Origin of the sequence: Bartonella sp. AP331QHHD, assembly GCF_042195905.1 — a bacterium.
Taxonomy (GTDB): domain Bacteria; phylum Pseudomonadota; class Alphaproteobacteria; order Rhizobiales; family Rhizobiaceae; genus Bartonella.
The window spans coordinates 56,839-77,686 of the sequence record NZ_JBHIPG010000052.1 but is presented as its reverse complement, the minus strand read 5'-3'; the positions used below and the strand labels follow the sequence as shown (position 1 = coordinate 77,686).

The 20,848-nt window shown below is 36.7% G+C and carries 15 protein-coding genes; 2 read left to right on the top strand and 13 right to left on the bottom strand.

The window, feature by feature from the left end; genetic code table 11:
• Window positions 1–182: 182 nt before the first annotated feature.
• The 8 genes from pepN to thiC form a co-directional block, all read right to left on the bottom strand.
• Entirely contained in the window at window positions 183–2,810 is a 2,628-nt protein-coding gene (gene pepN / locus ACFIMS_RS05955) for an aminopeptidase N (protein ID WP_375696485.1), read from the bottom strand.
• Window positions 2,811–2,883: 73 nt separating this feature from the next.
• A complete protein-coding gene (locus ACFIMS_RS05950; protein WP_375640164.1) occupies window positions 2,884–3,723 on the bottom strand; it encodes a uracil-DNA glycosylase family protein in 840 nt (279 codons plus the stop codon).
• Window positions 3,724–4,171: 448 nt separating this feature from the next.
• The gene (locus tag ACFIMS_RS05945) at window positions 4,172–4,930 is read right to left on the bottom strand and encodes a hydroxymethylpyrimidine/phosphomethylpyrimidine kinase (protein WP_375611294.1); all 759 of its coding nucleotides are present in this window, start codon (window positions 4,928–4,930) and stop codon (window positions 4,172–4,174) included.
• Window positions 4,921–5,526 (bottom strand): thiamine phosphate synthase, encoded by a 606-nt coding sequence (locus tag ACFIMS_RS05940; protein WP_375611199.1) that lies wholly within the window; start codon window positions 5,524–5,526, stop codon window positions 4,921–4,923. Before ACFIMS_RS05940 ends, ACFIMS_RS05945 begins: the two co-directional genes overlap by 10 nt.
• Complete coding sequence (locus tag ACFIMS_RS05935) at window positions 5,523–6,296, bottom strand: thiazole synthase (protein ID WP_375629378.1); 774 nt, start codon at window positions 6,294–6,296, stop codon at window positions 5,523–5,525. The genes ACFIMS_RS05940 and ACFIMS_RS05935 overlap by 4 nt, the downstream gene beginning before the upstream one ends.
• Window positions 6,297–6,300: 4 nt before the next feature.
• The gene (gene thiS, locus ACFIMS_RS05930; protein WP_273791115.1) at window positions 6,301–6,498 is read right to left on the bottom strand and encodes a sulfur carrier protein ThiS; all 198 of its coding nucleotides are present in this window, start codon (window positions 6,496–6,498) and stop codon (window positions 6,301–6,303) included.
• A 3-nt stretch (window positions 6,499–6,501) separates the two neighbouring features.
• Window positions 6,502–7,452 carry a glycine oxidase ThiO gene (gene thiO, locus ACFIMS_RS05925; protein ID WP_375696484.1) on the bottom strand — a complete coding sequence of 317 codons (951 nt, stop codon included), beginning with the start codon at window positions 7,450–7,452 and terminating at the stop codon, window positions 6,502–6,504.
• Window positions 7,449–9,284: a phosphomethylpyrimidine synthase ThiC gene (gene thiC / locus ACFIMS_RS05920; RefSeq protein ID WP_375688906.1), complete on the bottom strand. Its 1,836-nt coding sequence runs from the start codon at window positions 9,282–9,284 to the stop codon at window positions 7,449–7,451. Before thiC ends, thiO begins: the two co-directional genes overlap by 4 nt.
• A 1,862-nt stretch (window positions 9,285–11,146) precedes the next feature.
• On the opposite strand from thiC, the gene ACFIMS_RS05915 reads away from it, so the two are divergent.
• A complete protein-coding gene (locus ACFIMS_RS05915) occupies window positions 11,147–12,121 on the top strand; it encodes a tail fiber protein (protein ID WP_375611203.1) in 975 nt (324 codons plus the stop codon).
• 1,123 nt (window positions 12,122–13,244) lie between these two features.
• Here ACFIMS_RS05915 and ACFIMS_RS05910 read toward each other — a convergent pair.
• From ACFIMS_RS05910 to ACFIMS_RS05890, 5 genes are all read right to left on the bottom strand, one after another.
• Window positions 13,245–14,078, bottom strand: coding sequence for a heme ABC transporter ATP-binding protein (locus tag ACFIMS_RS05910; protein ID WP_375629313.1), 834 nt, complete (start codon window positions 14,076–14,078; stop codon window positions 13,245–13,247).
• The gene (locus tag ACFIMS_RS05905; protein ID WP_375696483.1) at window positions 14,075–15,172 is read right to left on the bottom strand and encodes a FecCD family ABC transporter permease; all 1,098 of its coding nucleotides are present in this window, start codon (window positions 15,170–15,172) and stop codon (window positions 14,075–14,077) included. The genes ACFIMS_RS05910 and ACFIMS_RS05905 overlap by 4 nt, the downstream gene beginning before the upstream one ends.
• Before the next feature lie 5 nt (window positions 15,173–15,177).
• Entirely contained in the window at window positions 15,178–16,080 is a 903-nt protein-coding gene (locus ACFIMS_RS05900) for a hemin ABC transporter substrate-binding protein (protein WP_375612957.1), read from the bottom strand.
• Between the two features lie 18 nt (window positions 16,081–16,098).
• Complete coding sequence (locus ACFIMS_RS05895) at window positions 16,099–17,142, bottom strand: hemin-degrading factor (RefSeq protein ID WP_375696482.1); 1,044 nt, start codon at window positions 17,140–17,142, stop codon at window positions 16,099–16,101.
• 263 nt (window positions 17,143–17,405) lie between these two features.
• Window positions 17,406–19,583 carry a TonB-dependent hemoglobin/transferrin/lactoferrin family receptor gene (locus tag ACFIMS_RS05890; protein WP_375636261.1) on the bottom strand — a complete coding sequence of 726 codons (2,178 nt, stop codon included), beginning with the start codon at window positions 19,581–19,583 and terminating at the stop codon, window positions 17,406–17,408.
• Between the two features lie 242 nt (window positions 19,584–19,825).
• Here ACFIMS_RS05890 and ACFIMS_RS05885 point away from each other — a divergent pair, with 242 nt between their 5' ends.
• Entirely contained in the window at window positions 19,826–20,596 is a 771-nt protein-coding gene (locus tag ACFIMS_RS05885) for an energy transducer TonB (RefSeq protein ID WP_375611295.1), read from the top strand.
• The last annotated feature ends 252 nt before the right edge of the window (window positions 20,597–20,848 follow it).

Genomic DNA, 20,848 nt, shown 5'->3' with positions numbered 1-20,848 from the left:
TCTTTTTTTTAAAAAAATAATTTTACTTTTATGATTTTGGAATATGAAAAGAAAAAAGTACTTTAAACGTGACCTATAAACAGGCTTAGATTGCCTGTTTATAGGTTTAATGATGATCGAATAGTTTATAGAATTTATTTTAAAAAATATTATAGCATATTGATTTAAAATAATTTTTTGTTTCAAGTAAGCAGACGGTTGATGATATCAGCAACATCGCTTGATAATTTTGGCGCAGCAGCAATCATTTTTAATTCAGTTTCAAGTTTTTGTTGTCGAATAGGTTCTAATTGTCGCCAAGAGCGCATCATTGTTAATAATCGTGAAGCAAGCTGTGGATTTTTTTTGTCAATTTCCAAAATGACTTGGCAAAGAAAATGATAAGATGCTCCATCCATCCTGTTAAAGCCCGTGAGATTGTTAGAGGCAAAAACACCGATTAGAGAACGTACACGATTAGGATTATCTTGTGAAAACAGCGGATGTTGCATGAGCTTTTGAACATTCTCGAGTGTTGATGTGTCAGCAACCATTGCTTGAATAGAAAACCATTTATCCATGACCAAAGGGTCATGCCGATAGCGGTTTTCAAAATCATTTAAGGCATTTTGTGCCTGCTCATTTTCATTAAAACGCTTCACGAGAACAGCGATACTGGCCATACGGTCAGTCATATTATCAGCTGTTGCATATTGTATAGCAGCTCGATTTGGATTGGCTTCAGCAATGGAAAGGTAATCCAGTATGATATTCTTTAATGCTCGCTTTCCGGCTTGTACAGTGTCTGGTGAATAGGGTTCTTGGGTTTGCATTTGTTCATAAAATTTTGTTAAGAGTTTTTGATGTGTTTGTGCAAGTGAAGCGAGAAACTGATTGCGCACGTAATGAATACGATCTGGATCAATATTTTTACCAATTGTATGAGCAAGCTCAACTTCACTAGGTAAATTTAAACAGAAGGCACGAAATTCAGGCTCTAAGGTTTCATCTGTTATGATTGTTTCAATCAGCTTTAGCAAAGCAGAAGGGAGAGTTGCTTTTTCTTGTGTTTTATCTTGAATGCTTTGAAGCAAAGCTTGCGTCATTAAATGATTAAGAGATTGCCAGCGATTAAGGTGATTGTCATCATGTTGTGCAAGAAAAATAAGTTCATTTTCATTAAATGGCGTGTGTAGAATAATTGGTGCTGAGAAGTCTCGCAGCAGTGATAAAACGGGTTTTTCACGCAGTCCTTTTAATGTAAACGTTTGGCTTTCCTTGGATAAAAGCATAACATCTGATTGAATATCTGTATCTGCTTCATAGGTGAGGTTTTCTCCATTAGGTCCTAGGAGTCCAAAAGCGATAGGGATAAACATGGGCTTTTTTGTTTTTTGTTGTGGGGTAACGGGAATATGTTGCTTTGCATGAATTGTTAAAACACCATCGCTATAATGACTATCGATTTCTACATTGGGTGTTCCTGCCTGTTCATACCATAGCATGAATTGGGAGAAGTCTTGACCAGACACTTCAGCAAAACAGGTAATAAAATCTTCAATTGTACAAGCTTGTCCATCATGACGTTGAAAATAAAGATCAGTGCCTTTACGAAAAAGAGTAGGACCTAAAATAGTTCGTATCATGCGAACAACTTCAGCACCTTTTTCATAAACAGTTGTGGTGTAAAAATTATTAATTTGGCTATATTGACGAGGACGTACAGGATGCGCAAGAGGTCCTGCGTCTTCTGCAAATTGCGTCGCTTTTAATGCTTTTACATTTTCAATTCGCTGTAGGCTGCGTACATTTTGATCTGATGAAAATTCCTGATCACGATAAACAGTGAATCCTTCTTTTAAACAGAGTTGAAACCAATCGCGACAGGTAACACGATTACCGCTCCAATTATGGAAATATTCATGTGCAATGACACGTTCAACATTTCTATAATCCTGATCGGTTGCTGTTTCAGGATCGACAAGAACATATTTATCATTAAAAACGTTAAGGCCTTTGTTTTCCATTGCTCCCATGTTAAAGTCGGACACAGCGACAATATTGAAAATATCAAGATCATATTCGCGTCCGAAACATTGTTCATCCCAACGCATGGAACGTTTAAGAGCATCCATTGCGTAGGTTGCGCGTTCGGTTTTTCCTTTTTCTACATAGATACCAAGCTCGATACGTCGTCCAGATACAGTTGTAAAATGGTCTTCTAACTTATCAAGATCTCCACCTACTAAAGCAAAGAGATAAGATGGTTTGGGATAAGGATCTTCCCAAATGGCAAAATGGCGATTATTCTCTAAAGTTCCTGTTTCCACCAGATTACCATTGGAAAGCAAGATTGGGATTGTTTGGGAATCTGCTTCAATTTTCACTCTATAGGTAGAAAGAACATCTGGGCGGTCGTAAAAATAAGTAATACGACGAAAACCTTCCGATTCGCATTGTGAGCAATAAACACCATTTGAAAGGTAAAGCCCCATAAGTTGGCGGTTGCTTTCAGGATTCAGTTCTGTAACCAATTTCAATGTAAAAGGAGCCGTTGGTGGCGTTGTAATTTCTAAACGTGAAGGCGTCACTTTATAAGTGTTTGGGGCTAATATCTCATCATTAATAGAAACGGAAATTAAAGTAAGATCATCACCAGAAAGAACAAGAGGTGTTAATTCTTTTGTATCGTGACGGGATTCAATAGACAATATGGCTGTAACATAGGTTTTTGTCGGTGCTAATTGGAAAGAAAGTTGTGTTTTAGGGATAACGTAAGGGGTTGGTTGGTAGTCTTCCAAACGATAAATAGATGTTATTGGCTGTTTCATAGTTTTTTCCCATTTGTATTTTAAGAGTTAAAGAAGGGTGTGTTAATTTTAGAAGCAATATAGGATTAAAGAATTACAAAAGGCTGTCGAGGCGATTTTTTACTTCTAAAAAGTCTATCCATGTAAGCTTCTTTTGACTAGGGGTTCTAAGAAGGTAAGCAGGGTGGAAAGTTGGCATAACAGGTATTTTTATATTATCCTCGCTTTCATAAATATGCCATTTACCTCTTGTTCGGATAATCCCATTTTGAGATCCGGTAAGAAACTGTGCAGCAACGCCTCCCAGTGCTATAAGAACACGAGGACGCGCTAAATAAATGTGCCGTTCAATAAAAGGGCGGCACAAGGTAACTTCTCTTGGTGTTGGTGTACGATTTCCTGGTGGACGCCAAGGAATAGTGTTGGCAATGTAAACATTATTTCTTGTTAAGCCAATTGATGCGAGGATTTTATTAAGCAACATCCCAGCTTTTCCCACAAAAGGAATTCCTTGTATATCCTCGTCTCGTCCTGGTGCTTCGCCTATAAGCATCAGGGGGCTTCCTGCTGTTCCATCTGAAAAACAGGTATTTTTTGCTGTCAATTTTAATGAACAGCCATTAAATGCAAGGAGAGCAGATTTTAATTCATCAAGTGTCTTTGCATTTTTTGCACTCTCTATAGCTGTGGATTCATTTTGTATAGTCCTAGAGTTATGCAGCTGATGATGATCTAATTTTACGGTTGGAGATGTTTTGGGAGATGCTTGTTGATTATGAGAAATGTTCACGACAGATATTAATTTTCTCTCTGAACAAGCAGACTGCTTAAAACGATCAATAGGAAAATCTGTCAGAACGGCATCCGCACCACTTTCTTTATAAAAGTTTAAAAGTTCTTCATAGGAAATTGAGCATGGTGTTTGATTTAACATTTTATTTTTTCTAATGATCTAGCGATTATAGATCAAACAAAATTATCCTTCAAGTTTTATTAAATGTATTCGCTAGCCATTAATGTATAAGAACGCTGATAGGATTCTCTCTTTTCACAAAAAAGGCAAATCGTAAAATGCGAATGTTCGCGATTATATGCATCTTTAAATGTATAATTTGTTTAAATTGCGTTATTTCAACTTTTTAAACAGACTAAACTCACTCATACTAAAAGAATTTTTTACTGAATGCAAGTGGTGTGATAATATTTTTTATCATTATATTCTATATTTAATACTTAATGAAAGTGAATTTTGTAGTATTTTATTTATAAAATTAATTATAAATTTCATATTATTATATTTTTTAATAACTTTTATTAAAAAATATTAAATATATTAATTTAAATATATAAATATTACTTTTATATGAGAAAATACTAAGACGTTATAAACTATTTTTACAATGGGTTAAAAGCAATGTGTGGATATATGCTTTTGCTTTTTTTACAGCTGAAATGAGAGGTTCATTTAATGCTAAATGCGCTGCAATAGCGCTTGAGAGAATGCAACCTGTTCCTCGCATTGTTCCTTTTAAACGTGGAGTAGAGATATTTATGACTTCAGTTTTGTCAATGAAGCTATCAATTGCAAGAGGCCCCTCTGCATGTCCCCCTTTTACTAAAATAGAGCGAGCTCCCAATGACAAAAGTTTTTTTGCTTGTTGTATTGCTTGCTTATCATGAGATGCCAATGGACTTTTGCTAAGAAGAGCGAGTTCTTCTCTATTCGGTGTTAAAAGATCAACATGAGGAAGCAGTTTATCGATCATCGTGTCGATGATTGTTTCCGTTATTAGTTTTCCTCCTGATGAAGCGACAAGTACAGGGTCCAAAATAACTGGAACATGGGGATAGTCTTTGAGTACGTTACAGATTGCTGCTATAATTGCTTTTGTCCCCGTCATACCGATTTTTATTGCGCTTATTGGATTTGCTTCTAGGGCAGCACGCATTTGCGCAGCGACGAGGTCTCCACGCATTGGAATGATTTCGACAACGCGATTATCATCTTGTACGTTAACACAAGTAATTGCTAAATTTGCTTTTATTTGAAAATGTGCAGAGGTTTCTATATCACGAACAATACCAGCACCTCCTGTTGGATCAGTGCCCGCAACAATAAGAATAGAAGGTATCAACGCCATGTTTGTGTCACTTTTATCCACTGCTGTACACGCTCTTCTGGTTTTTTATGGAGGATAATATCAGTCACAACAGCAGCACTATTTGCTCCTGCTTTTAAAACACCCACTGCGCGTTCTGGTGTTAAACCACCAATACCCACCAAAGGTAAAGCACCAATCCGCTTTCTCCATTGTTTGATTTTTTCTAGTCCTTGCGGCATCCATTTCATTTTTTTTAAGATTGTCGGATAAATAGGACCAAGTGCAATATACTCAGGATTAGCAGAGAGTGCGATATCCAATTCATGTTCATCATGTGTACTAAGACCAACTTTTATACCACTTTTACGAATTGCGTGAAGATCAGCATTGCTTAGGTCTTCTTGTCCCAGATGAATAAAATTACACTTTTCATCAATTGCTATTTCCCAATGATCATTAATAATTAATTGTGCTCCCAATTTATTGCATATGTTTTTTGCACGCTTGATATGTTGACGGATTATTTGTTGATTTTCATGTTTCATACGCAATTGTACGAGCTTGATACCAAGAGGAAGCAAACGTTCAATCCAATCAGCGTTATCAACGATGAGGTAAAATGGATCCAGTTTCATGAAAATACCGCTTTTCCAATGATTGGTGTTGAAGGGACTGCTACATTGCGTGCTTCGATCATGCCAGCTTTATATCCCATACGTCCTGCTTGAACAGCTTTAGAAAATGCTTCAGCCATTAAGACAGGATCACCTGCTTTAGCAACTGCGGTATTAAGCAGTACTGCATCATAACCGAGTTCCATCGCAATAGCGGCATGTGATGGGCGTCCAATGCCGGCATCAATAACAAGAGTAGCATCAGGAAGATAAGCACGGATAGAACGCAATCCATCAGTATTATGAGGTCCTTTGGCAGAACCAATAGGAGCACACCAAGGCATAATAACACGGCAACCAATGTCAAAAAGTTTTTCAGCAACAATGAGATCATCCGTTGTATAGGCAAAAATTTTGAAACCTTCATTGTTTAAAATTTGAGCTGCTTCGATTAAGGAAAAAATATTTGGCTGTAAGGTGTCTGAATTACCGATAATTTCGAGTTTAATCCAAGCTGTTTTAAAAAGATCTCTTGCTAATTGGGCTGTGGTTACGGCCTCTTTAACAGTATAACAACCAGCAGTATTAGGAAGCACTGTTACCCCAAGTTCTTGAAGAAATTTCCAAAATTGTCCACCTTGTTTTCCACCTGCAGTTTCACGGCGCAAGGAAACAGTTACAATTTCCGTATTCGATTTATGAATAGCATCACGAAGGATTGCTGGTGAAGGATATTGCGCTGTACCTAATAGAAGACGGGAAGAGAATTGTCGTCCATAAAGATTCAGCATAATTTTAGCCTCCTTGCATTGGGCTTAAAATTTCAATTTTATCTCCTTCATGCAAGACAAACTGGCTTCGTGCATCTATGGGAACAACTTCAGCGTTAACAGCAGTTGCAAGCCAATTTCCTTCATACCCCAATTCTTCAAGCAAGAGACCGAGAGTCATAACTTCTGTTTGGACTGTTTCACCATTAACAAATATTTGCATGTTTTATTCCAATGCCAATTCCATTGCTCGTTTTGCCATTTCTGGAGACAACAGAAAACCATGTCTATAAAATCCATTAATAGAAATAAAGTTACCATCTTTATGCACAGAAGGGAAGTTATTAGGATAACATGGACGAACACCAACGCCAGATTCAATAATTTCTGCTTCAGCAAAAGCAGGATGTAAAGTATAAGCCGCGTTGAGCAGTTCCATCATTGATCTTACAGAGATTGCACCATCAAAGTCACTTTCAATCATCGTTGCACCAATCATAAAAATATTATCTTGTCGAGGTACAATGTAAAGAGGAAACCGTGGGTGAAGAAGACGAATTGGACGCGAAATTTTAATATCGGTGCAGCGCACGAGAAGCATTTCACCGCGTACGCCCCGTATATTTTTATCTTTTCCTAAACGTGCTATTCCTGTCGCATCAATAACAATATCAAATTTTTTTTCAGCCTTCTCTACATCAACAAAACAGGCTCCATTGTTGAGAAGCTTTTCTTTTAAAGCCATAAGTGCTTTGCGAGGATCAATATGGGCTTCATTTTCATAAAAGAGTGCACAGTTAAAACGTTCCGCAAGATCTGGTTCAAGATGAGCTATTTCTGTATTATCTACGGTTTTGTGATTATGCGTACGCACAGAAAATCGTTCAAGCTCTCCTCTATCTCGTGTAGGTGCAACCACTAAAGTGCCTTTTTGTATGACAAGGTTTGGGAGCGTTTTACGCCACCATTGTATAGCTTGTACACCAAGATCTTCAACAATTTGTTCTGCACTTTCCCTTTCACAGTAAGGTGCAAGCATTCCTCCTGCATACCAACTAGCACTTCCTATAGGTGAATGAGGGGGGGCCGATACAGTAACAGAAGCACCTTTTTGCTGTAACATAAAGGCAACTGTTAAGCCGCCTACACCTGCACCTTTGATAAGAATGTTCTTCAACTATTTACTTTCTTTTTTTGAGGAGGAACAATTTCCATATAAAGGTCACCATTTTTCTGATATTTTTCGGCCATGGCGATCATACCTTCCCCTTTTGTTTTTCTTATTGCGGCTGCCTCACGAATATCATGGGAAATACGCATAGAACAGAATTTTGGTCCACACATGGAACAAAAATGCACCAATTTATGGGCTTCTTTAGGCATTGTCTCATCATGAAAGGCACAGGCTGTTTCTGGATCAAGAGAAAGGTTAAATTGATCATGCCATCTAAAATCAAATCGTGCACGCGAAAGAGCATTATCGCGCAATTGTGCTCTAGGTAAACCTTTAGCAAGGTCAGCGGCATGAGCAGCAATTTTATAAGTGATCACACCAGTTTTTACGTCATTCCTATCGGGGAGTCCTAGGTGTTCTTTAGGTGTTACATAACACAACATAGCAGTTCCAAACCATCCAATCATAGCGGCACCAATTGCTGATGTAATATGGTCATAACCAGGAGCAATATCCGTTGTAAGAGGTCCCAAAGTATAAAAAGGCGCCTCATGACAAAGATCTAATTGTTGCTCCATATTTTCTTTAATTTTGTGCATTGGGACATGTCCTGGTCCTTCAATCATAACCTGTACATCCTTTTTCCAAGCAATTTTTGTCAATTCTCCCAAGGTTTTAAGCTCTGCAAATTGGGCCTCATCATTGGCATCGGCAATAGAGCCAGGGCGTAATCCATCCCCCAATGAAAGAGAGATGTCATACGTGCGTGCAATATCACAAATTTCATCAAAATGTTCATAGAGAAAGCTTTCTTTGTGATGATGGAGACACCATTTTGCCATAATAGAACCGCCTCGTGAAACAATACCTGTTACACGATCAATGGTCATAGGAATAAATGGTAATCTTAATCCTGCGTGAATGGTAAAATAATCAACACCTTGCTCTGCTTGCTCAATAAGGGTATCACGGAAAATATCCCATGTTAAGTTTTCGGCAATACCCTGTACTTTTTCGAGTGCTTGATACAGAGGAACAGTCCCGATGGGCACAGGAGAATTTCGAATAATCCACTCACGAATATTATGAATATTTCGACCTGTTGAGAGATCCATAACTGTATCTGCTCCCCAGCGAATGGCCCAAACCATTTTATCAACTTCTTCTTCCATAGATGAAGTTACTGCTGAATTGCCAATATTAGCATTAATTTTAACACGAAAATTACGCCCAATAATCATGGGTTCGCACTCTGGATGATTAATGTTTTGTGGAATAATGGCGCGTCCACAAGCAATTTCATTGCGCACAAATTCCGCAGTATAAATTTCTGGTATTGATCCAGCAAATGTTTCATTTGATGGTACATTCTGCCGTTCTTTTACTACTAATCCTTCATTTTCTCGTATAGCCACATATTCCATTTCTTCGGTAATAATGCCTGCGCGTGCGTAAGCCATTTGTGTAATTGCTTTGCCATTTTTTGCTCGTAAAATAGAACGTTTTTGCTTAAAGGCTGGAGTAAGGTTTTTATCAGAAGTCAATCCATTATCTTCAGGTTTAACTAATCGTGCAGGATAAGTTTCAGTATCATCCCGCTTAGAGAGCCAAGGCAAGCTAATTGCTGGCAGGCCTTTTGTAATATCAATGATCATATCTTTATCTGTGTAGGGGCCAGAAGTATCGTAGACGTTTAAAGGTTTTTCACCACTGCCATCAGCCAGTGAAATTTCACGCAATGGTACGCGCACATCAGAAAAGAGAAGGCTCTGTTGATAAATTTTGCGTGAAGCGGGAAAGGGGCTACAACTGATTGATGGAGTATTTTTCTGCACAAACTTTTTCCTTATAGACACGGAGTTCAAAAATAGGTTGCGATGTTAATGGAGTTACGATGTTAATGGAGATGTATTCAAATTATCAATCACGAGCATTCAGATGAATAGGGATAGTATTGCTTTGTAGCAAAGAAAACCCAATACAGCTCAAGAAAAGTTATTTTGAAAAACTGATACAATATCTATTCTAATATTTGCATGCCTCCTCCCACTTGAAGTATTTTTGTTAATACGAATATGGTTGGCTTAAATATCTATATTGTCAATCATAAAAATATATTTTAAACGATTTTGGTGTGTTTTTAAGAGTGAAAATAGATATTATGAAGTGATAAACTATGATATTGAAGCTTTTATAAACCAGAATAAAGTTAAAAACGGATTATCAGGGAAAAGTAGATAGTTTATGGCTTTGATTGAGATTTTTTTCATATTAAAATAATAACTCAGAATACCATAAGATCCTCTCATCATATATCTTTTCGTATAAAAACACTTCCTTGCACGTCATAAGTGGGAGCGTATGGGGCAAAGCACTTGAAGAAAGGAAGCCAAATGTCATTTAATGAACATTCTAAGAGTGAGGCTGTCAAAACGTGGGAGCCAACAAAATGTATGATGGATTCCACTTGTATCTTCAAAAGCTTAAAGCTGATGATCTATAATGGCTTGCTATTGTATCATTGACGTGCGCTGTCGTAAAATGAAAGGAGTATATTTTGAACAATATTTCTTAAAAAGTGCGTAATATGCAATATCATTATATTTTGTTTGGGGCATTCTATTCTTCATGAGGGGGATGTTCCCATTAAGAATGCGATAAATAAAAGCGAGAAACAATACCTAATCTTTATTATAAAAATAATATTGCCTTGAATTAAGAAGAACACCAATAATTGCAAGATGTTGTTTAGAATGATTTATTGTTCTTGCAAAAAAAATATACATATAATAATATATAGAGGAGGATGTGCTAAGTGTGGGAGGGGAAAAGTTGGTTATGGGGCGTTTAATAAACAAGGATATTGTTCATAAAAATTGGGGGAGGGGCTGGGTTATGCTTTTTAGTTTTTTCCGGATCGAATACAACCTTCAAATTTTGTGAAGGTGTGTGATATTTAATATTTCAAAGTATTTTATTTCCAGTTTAATGAAAGTGTGGAGCAAATGTCCATATTGAATATATTCTCTGTGATACATTTAGATTGAACAAAAGCTTATTCAAAAAAACATTGGTGCTAATCTTGTGACACAATTTCAGAAATCAATTGAATAAAATAGAACAAAGTATTTGCATGTGAATAAAAACATAATGAAGCATGCAAAAAATTTGAAGCTAATTTTTAAAGTTTTAATACAAATGATAGCCAAAAGATAGAATTTCTTTGTTTAAAATATATGGTATAAAATATCGAAGAGATAGATTTAAACTATTGAAAAAAAATAAAAAAAGATAATGTTTAAGTCAGAAACTTTCTATGTGGATGATAAGTTATTACATTCAGTAATGGTTATATGAAATCCATAATAAGAAAAATTTTGGAAGTATTTATAAATTTTGCAACAAGATGCAAGATTGAAAAAATAATTATATAACAACAGCAAAGCAACAAAACAAGATATTAAGTAACATCAGATGAGGTGGTTACATTATACATTAGAAGAGAAAGCATTAATACTAATGTTATGAAAAGCGTCTGGTGAATTTAGGTTATAAAATTGGAAGGAGTGAAGAGAGATAAAATGCGTAAATAAGGATGGTGCAGTGGTTATGATGTACCAATAAACAACGGCAGCACATTTTAGTGCACAGAACGAGAAGTTGTTAGAAAAACTATGAAAATAATGGGGGATTTAAAATGTCTAATATCTATGATTGGTCTCTAAAGGCTGATGAAAATGCTTATTCAGATAGTATCATTAATTGGGCAGAAGGACAGCCGCCTAGTTCTGTTAATGATAGTGCAAGGGCGATGATGCAGCGCGTGCGCGAATATCTTGCAGATAATGGTGGATCTATTAATTCAAGCTTTATAGTAAATTTGGAAGATAAAACAACATTAATTACCTTAAAGACAGTTTCGCCTATAAAGAAATACAACAATGATATCGTCATACGTTTTAAAGCTTGTGGTGTAAATATTGGCGTGACAACAATAACTGTTAATAATATAGGAGAAAAGCTTATCTATAAAGCCACTGATACGGGGGTTATACCATTAGAAGGTGGAGAATTTCAAACAGATGGCATTTATGAAATGGTATACAATAATGGTGTTTTAATAAAAGAGCATGAGGGTTGGTATTTATTAAACCCTACACCACCAAAGATAGAAAGTTTCCCCTCTGGATTTATTGCAACATTTGCTATGCAAAATGTGCCAAATGGTTGGCTTTTATGTGATGGTAAGGCCTATAAGCGTGAAGATTATCCGCAGTTATTCGAGGCAATAGGTGATAAATGGGGAAAAGACAGCAATAAAACTTTTAAAGTTCCTGATTTTAGAGGCATGTTTTTACGCGGCTTTGATAATGGTCGGGGTTTAGATGGTGGTAGAAAGTTTGCAGATGAACAACAAGATAGCATAAAATCACATACGCATATTGGGAGTATTGAAAACGCAGGCGAGCATGCGCATAATTTTGAGTATCAAGGGGTAGGATGGCCCGTTGGTGATATTGGGAGACTCCCGAATCATTATACTTATAATGCAACCCTGAAAGGGAGAACAGCTTCTGCTGGTGCACATACACACAAGGTAACTCTTTCCCATACGGGTGAGGCAGAAACGCGCCCTGTTAATACAACCGTTGTCTATGCTATAAAATCATGAGTATGTTTAAGTAATAATAATCTATACACCTTGATAATTTTGTTAACGCGGAGCAATTCCGCGTTATTTTCTATACATATGAAAAGGAAATCTATATTGTTAATAGAATACTTGAGAGCGTCAAAAAACAAATTTAAAATGATTGAAAGAAAGAGTTAAGGATATAATTTATTTTATAATTATATGATAACATAGGGAAAATGTTTAAAAATCATTTAAACTGTGCCGTGAAGAGATCTGGAGATATATTTTTTCATAAGGTGTTTTGATAGGGGAAGGTAATAAAATTATTCAACCTGAGGCATAAAAAAGTACAATATTTTTAGCGTTTTTTGTGCAAAAATAGCATACCCCTGTATGAGTTAATTCATCTTATAAATATATTTCTCACCTTGTTGTCGATTTCATTTCTTTGCATTGCCATGGTAGGAGGCTTTATCTGTAAATGATAGTTCCCCTTTGAGTGGAATCATCATTATGCTTATGAAGCAGAAGACAAACGCTATTTCTATACTCTCTCCTCATCCCTATATTCCGCATTGTTTTTGCATTAGGGGGCTTACAAAAAGCGTTATTGAGTTTATTTTAAAGTTTTTATTCAATAGGTTAATTCTTTGTGATATGCCAATAAACAATTTTTTAATAGAGAGAGAAAAGTAAAAATATCATTGTAAATCAATATTTATTTATACAAATAAGCTAAAGTATATGTATTATAAAGAAAACATTACCATTAAAGCTACAAATAAATCTTTTATGCAGGGGAGAAAGGTACTTGATTTCTATATGGTCCTTAGAAGATATAATAATACATCCGTTATTATAACAAAGGCATTTGTACGCATTTCTTGAATCATTTTTATAAAGATAAAAGTGATAGTAAAGAGTAGGAAAACGCATATTTATGTTGTATAAATTCGTATTATCTAACAGTTTGATAGCAAAACAAAACTTCACATGTTTTTAGTTACGTAAAATCTTGAAAGATTTTAAACTGGTAGTTTTTTCCAAAAATATCTTTAGGGTGCTTGGTCTTCTTTTTTAATGATAGATGACAAAAAGGAGTTCATATAAAAATAAAAAAGATTCTTGAATATTTGCGTGTTTTATTTTGCTATGGACTTTAGTTTTTAGATTGAAGCCGATAGCCTAGAGATCTAATTTCATAGGAGGATGTCGTTTGAGGGAGTATAAAAGGGATATCTTCTTTAGGTAATTCAGAAACGTTTAAAGAACAATGATAAACATTACGGAGATTTTGTGTTGTCAACACATTAGTTGCATTTCCTTCGCAATAAATCTCACCTTCCTTGAGCAAGATCATGTTATCTGCATAATGTGCCGCGAGATTGAGGTCATGAAGAACAGCAAGAACGCCGCCACCAGAATGAGCAAATTGTTTAGCAATATCCATAACGATGATTTGATGTTGAATATCGAGGCTAGCAATAGGTTCATCTAATATCATCCAGCGAGGAATCCCATTATGAACAGGTTTCCAGACTTGGCAAAGTACACGGGCAAGTTGTACTCTAGCTTGTTCTCCACCTGATAATTGGTGATAATACAGGTTGCCATAATCAGAAAGGTCAACGCACTCTAAAGCTTTCTGGATAAGATTTTGCAATTCGGCTTTGGCAATGCTAAATTGGTTTACAGAAAGGCCAAGCCCTACAACTTCATGGACTAAGAATGGAAATACGAGCGTTGTTGATTGTGGTAGTACAGCGCGCATTTTTGCCATTACATGAGTTTTTGTTTGGCATACATTATAACCATTTAAGGTTATTTTTCCACTGTAAGGAATTTCACCACTCAGAGCTTTGATAAAAGTACTTTTTCCTGATCCATTAGGACCAATAATAATGGTAAAAGCACCACTTTTAGCTTGAAGATTAATGTGTTTAAGAATCTGCTTCTTTCCGCGCTGAACACAAATATTTGTCGCTTCAATCATGAAAAGTCTGTTCCTCGTTTGCATATAAGGATCCATAGAAAGAAAGGTGCACCAAAAAGTGCTGTTACAATCCCAATCGGCAATTCTGCGGGGGCAACAATTAAGCGTGCAAACATATCAGCAAAAATAAGTAATGCTGCTCCCAAGAGAGCAGAGCAAGGAATGAGATAGCGATGATCAGGACCTATGAGTTGACGTAAAATATGAGGAACAATAATACCAATAAAACCAATACCACCACTGACAGCAACAGCACTACCGCACATAAGAGCAACAAGGGGAATAGCAATATTTTTGACGCGTTGAATATGGAAACCAATATGGCCAGCAACAGCTTCTCCAAGAGCAAGGGCATTAAGTGCTCGTGATAAAAAGGGAGAGAAAAGAAGACCAATAACGATAAAAGGGAGAACAAGCCATACTTTCAACCATGTAGCGCCCGCAAGAGAGCCCAGACTCCAAAAAGTGATATCACGCAGTTGTTGGTCATTTGCGACAAAAATCAATGTTCCGACAACTGCACTGTTTAATGCACCAAGAGCAATACCAGCAAGCAGCATGGTTGCAATAGAGGTAAAGCTGTTATGCGTTGCTATTATGTAGAGAATAATCGTTGATAAAAGTCCACCAAAAAAAGCACCTATGATAACTTTATAAGGCTCTAGAAAAGGTGCAAAAGAAACAGGAAAAGCAATGCCGACAACAATTGCTAAGACTGCTCCAAGTCCAGCACCTGCTGATACACCTACAATTCCGGGATCTGCAAGAGGATTACGAAAAAGCCCTTGCATAAGAACACCGGAGACAGCTAAAGCTGCTCCAATCAATAATCCCAAGATAACACGGGGAAGCCTTATGTCGATGAGCACGAGGTAATCACGCGTTTTACTACTTACCGAAAAATCTTGTGTAAGTATCACATGGAGGAGATCAACGAAAGAAACCTTTGCTGCACCATTCAAGAGCCCACCAAAAATACTGAAAATAAGGAATATTATTAAGCTTAATAATAAAATCTTCCCCTGCTTTGAACGGTTTATTTTTTTACCTTCTTTTTCTTTAGGTAAATGCATCCTAGATGTACCGTCTACCATTTTTATCAGCTCTTACCGTTTTGATGTGCACCATAAAGTATCTCAATAAGCTCTCTTGATGCGTCTGCAGTACGTGGACCAAATCCCAAAAAATACATAGCATCCATCTGTTTTATGGCATGATTTTTCGCTGCAGTTGTTGCTTGAATTGCCGGTATGGCTAAAATCTTATCAATGCTGGTTGATCTTGCACCATGTTTTACAAGCAAAATAACATCAGGATCTGATTTCAATAATGCTTCGCCGTTGAGAAGTTTATATCCTTTATAATCGGTGATAGCATTGATAGCACCTGAAAGTTTGATCATACTATCAGCTGCAGTACCTGTTCCAGATGCCATGACGCGTCCATTTTGCACAGAGAAAACAAAAAGAACACGCTTTGGTGTTGTTACTTTCGCCAAAAGCGCATCGTTGTCTAAAAAATTACGCTTCAATTTCTCAATTAACGCCGCGGCTTGCACTTCGCGATGAATGGCTTGACCAACGAGGCGAATCTTTTCTATCACATTTTCACGGGAGTAGTCTTCTGGTATGATCACCAGAGGTATTGATGTTTTTTTGAGAATATCAATTGTTGAAGCGGGACCACTTCCTTCAACAAGCAATATACCCTCTGGAGCAAGTGATAAAACACCCTCAGGTGAAAGAGCACGCATATATCCAAGCACAGGAAGCTTGAGCGCTTCTTGTGGATAGACGCTTGTACTATCACGAGCGACAAGTTGATCTTGGGCTCCCAATGCATAGACAATTTCTGTAAGTGCGCCGCCGATAGAAACAATTCGAGCATTTTCAGGAAAACGCGTTGCAGGTTCAGCAATTACTTGTTTAGAAAAACAAGTAAGAGAGAGCAGTAAACACGTAAGAAAAAGGTTTGATAACCTATGTAAAAGAGATATGAACATGTCTAACCTTATCTTATCTTAGTTACTGCTGTTTTCTTGGCATGATGGCAAACTATTCAATAAAGAACGCCAATCTTCACGTTCTTTTTGACCCTCCTTGCGTACGCCAAAAAATTGAATAACCATCTCATCATCTTTATCGAAAACTTCAAGTGAACTGACATAACCATCACGGGTAGGTTTGCGAACATGCCATACTCTAGCAATCCCGGACGTGAGTAAATGAAGGTCAAATCTTGGATCAAGAACATTAAGCCAAGGTCCCATTTGCTTAATATTTTTTACAGTCCCACTAAAAATTTGAATACACCCTTTATTCCCAACAAAACACATGATTGGCAGTTTTTGTTGTGCGACTTGGTTAAGCATTATTTCAACAGCATTTACCTGTAATTCATCGGCAAATTCATTACCAACATATTTTACAGCATGATGTCGATTAATTTTAAATTCGGAAATAATTTTGTGAAGTTGGTGTACATCTGTCATTTTCCGCCAACGATCCCGAAAACTCTCAATATCCAATTCTGTTATGTCACATTGGGCTGGGAGAGAAACGGGAAGAATGTTAAGAACAGGAGACTGATCTTCAAGAAGGAGCTTTTCAACAAGTTTATTCCACTCTTCCATATTTGTCATATCTTTAGAATAGACCTTTAAAATAGCAACGCCATGTTGATCAAAGAATTGCAGACTTTTTGTAGGTTTTCCAAGAATAACGACATCATATTCAAAACCGAACTTCCATTGTTTTGTAAAAATACGCAAATCAATTTCACCAAGTGTGATAGGAATATGTTCGTTTTGAACAATTTTTTCAAAGCGTCCCGTTATTTCGTGAACAGCATATTCATTGCGAGTTAAGACCATGACGGTTCCAAGTCGAGGTGCATTTTCCAAGAGAGTAGCAACATCAGTTTGTAGCCTTTTTGCTTTTCCAATGGTACAATAAGCCGCAATAAGCTCCGCTTCAGATATACCAATCGAAACCGCAAAATCGCGGTTTCGCATTTCTTTTTTTTCTTCACGCAAACGAAGAATCATTTCAGCTGTATGTGCCATGAATTTACCTTATGTTACTTAACTCAAAAACTAACTTTCAAATTTTACAATTCCAAGGCAATAAATTAAATTCTTTTAAGAGTTCAATCTATCACAAAATAACACTCTATCGCCAACAGCTGAGCAATCAAAAAACGATAAAACAGAAAGAATTAAAACTTTTCTACCAAATCTTTGTAATTTTAAAGATGTTGAAAATAGAAACACAATAATTAATCCTTTTATCAATACGATTTTATTGACCGAATAATTAACAGAAGTGACTAAAACTTTTGTACAAACGACACCTTAAAGTTACGACCAGGCTGGCTATAATAATCTTTTGGTGTTGAACTTTTACCTGAAGGAAGTTCAGATACATTCCAATATTTTGTATTGAAAAGATTATAAACACCGGCTCTTAGAATAGGTCCCGTTTCACCGAATGGTTTCCACCACCCTGTCATATCAACGACATGATATCCTGGAATTTTTTGGTAATCAGATTCTCCGGCTACTTTGTCACGTTTAGCTGCCAAAGTAAGGATAATATCGCTTCCCCAAACCTCTTTTGCATATCCTAATCCGATAACTGCTTTCAAAGGAGGAATTGAGTTAAGATACTCCTTTTTATCAAGATCTTTTCCTTGTGAATAAGCAAGAGCAACATTGCTATGAAAACCATTTTTAAGAACTAAATGGGCTTTTGTCTCAACACCAAAAATTTGCACGTGAAAACGATTCATGTAATGCCGACGCGCAAATCTAAATTCCTCTGATGGCCCTCTATCCTCAGTATCTATGAAATTCTTATATTGATTGAAAAAGGCATTGAAGGAACCACCGAAATTTACATTTCCATACCGTAGACCAACATCATACCCATTGCTTGTTTCTGGTTGAAGATCAGGATTCCCTTTCACGTAATAAGCAGAAGGTTTGATATAAGAGACGTAAAGTTCTGAAATACGTGGTGCACGAAAAGCCTGTGCCCACTGAGCATAGAGCGTTACTTGATTACGAACATCCCACTCCACGCGTAATTTAGGAGAAAAGCGTGAACCACTTCTTTCTGGAGGGAATTTATCAGAAATCAGTGCTTTCTCATAAGAAGGTGTTTTCTGAGGAACATATTTGTACCAATCATACCGGATTCCTGGTGTTACACGAAAACGATCATCAACCAACCCAATTTCATCTTCAAAAACAAAACCTAAATTGTAACCATTTGTGTCTGGTGAATCTGATCGATTAGCAGGAACAAAAAGACATCCCCGAGCGTATTCTTTTATATGACAATTGTCTTTACCTAACAAATAGTGATGAAATTTAGATGACGAAACATTCATTACAAACTTTAACGTATGGTTTATAGTGCCAAAATCCACTTTTTTAAGGGCATCAGCATTGAAACCATAATTGATATTACGCAAGAAATTATCTCTCAAATAATCCCCTTTGGGAGCTGAAACACGAACGCCTGTCATAACGTAACGACTTGATTGCCTTTGCCAATAAAGCTGCCCATTAAACGCATCAAGAACTGCATCACCATTACCATTATAATTATAAGAAAGAGAAAAGCGCTCACGAAGTTTATTATCCTGCTCATAAACGGAACCTGGAGCGTATCTTTTAGACGAATTTAATTCATGTGTGTTACTATTATGACCAAAACGCTCTGCGGTAAAACCAAGGCGGTGATTATCACTCAAATATTGATGAATTTTAAAAAGCAAGTTATTTTTATCAAAGTGAGAAGGGTTTTTGCGCGTGCGTTCCTCATACCCTTCTACTGTTCCCATATTTTTGCGCTCATGACCTTCTACATAAGATCCTTGAAAAAGTAAAAATGTCCGGTAATTACGCACAGCAAAAGCTTGATCGATGCGCCAGCTGTTATCAACAGAATTATAACCACCTTTTATAAGGCTTCCCCAATTCTTTTCTTCCACGATCAGGTCTTCAGGATCAAGGGTACGCAACGCAATGATTCCCCCTAAGGCGCCAGAACCATAAAGACTAGAATCTGATCCTTGAATAGTATCAAACGTAGAAAGAGCATTGAAATCAAAAGTTGTGTTTCCACCTCCACCACGGAATATATCATTAAACCATGGAAGAGAAATACCATCCATTGTCGTAAGAACACGGTTTGCATCTAAACCCCGAATAACGAAACTGTTATTTTCTGAGTTATAGGATACGGAAGGATTAAGACGACTCACATCATAAACATCAGTTATTTGTCTTTCATCAATATTCTTGTTGGTCTTACGATCAGTCAGAATGGTTATTGAATTTGAAGCATCTTCTATTTTTTTTCCTTTAATAAGGATTGGTTTAAGTTCAGTGACAGCTCTTCCATCTTTATTTTGTGCAAAAACAAATGAAGGTATACAGACCGATAATGCACTTAAAATTACACAGCTTTTATAGATATTTTTTCGTCTTATTTGCATAACACATCATAACCCTTTTAAACATCCCCTCTCTGTTTTGAAATTTTTTAATACAAAAAGGCTGGACTCACTGATTAAAACTTGCCAGCCAAGTAGGAATGATTTTGACAACGTCACAAAATCATTAGAAGACCATATTAAACATGACAAAATCAGTCAAGAAAAAAGTTGCAATTTCAAAATAGCCTGTTTTAATGAGATTGAACACCAATATTAAGCTTAAAATAGTGGCAGAAGAAACGATGATTTTTGCAAATACGAAACAATTATTAACTCTTTGGATTGGTGCATTTATTGGGGCTTTCTTTTTGCATGTATTATTGGCAGCACAGTTTTATTTTCAAAGTACTGGTATAAGTAATGGTTTGCTCTCGTCGGAGATTATGCTGACTTTTATGCAAGAAACTGTATATCCGGATGTTGATACAGACTTGCCAGATATTCATAGAGAGTCGGATATTAATACAGAGCAAGAAGTATTACAGTCTGATCTCCTAGAGCAGGAGTCAGAAGGATTGGAATCCGTGGATGAAGTTCAATCGGAAGAACCTCAGCATATAGTAGAACAAGATGACTTAAAGCCTTTGGAAGAACCCCTACCTCAAAAAGTGGAGCATAAAGCGTTTATCAAAAAAACAATACCGATGCCAAAGGCTGTAGTAAAGCGCTCCAATGCAAAGGCGGTACGTTCTTCTTCCATCAACAAGGGCGGCGGTACAGCAGGGCTTGAAGATATGTTGTTAATGGAGTGGTTAGCAAAGGTACAGTCACAATTAGAAAGGCAAAAAAATTATATTGTGGGACAGCGCACCAATCGTACAAAAGGAACGGTGAAGTTAGAATTTATGGTGCATGAGCAGGGGAGTATTTTTTCTAGTCGTGTAGTAGTCTCTGCTGGTGACCCGGAACTTGATCGATTAGCGATGGCAGCCCTTCGACGCGTTGGTTCTTTTCCACCACCACCACCATCAAAAGTGAATAAAACAATTAGAGTATCCCTAATATTTAGCTGATTTTTTATGCGGGGCGCTTTCTTATAATATATTGATTTATAATGATTGTTTATAATTTTAATGAAAGTTCAAATATAATTTATTCGAATTTTTTTGATGTTGAATCAATCAAAACCATCCGCTTACTTATGATACAAGTTGAGGAGGAGCATGGATAAAAAACTTCTAAAAAGCAGTGAATATACTTCTTATGAGTGCTCTAAATGAAAGGGCTTTTGCAACATTGGGAGTTAAGGGATGATAGAGCTATAG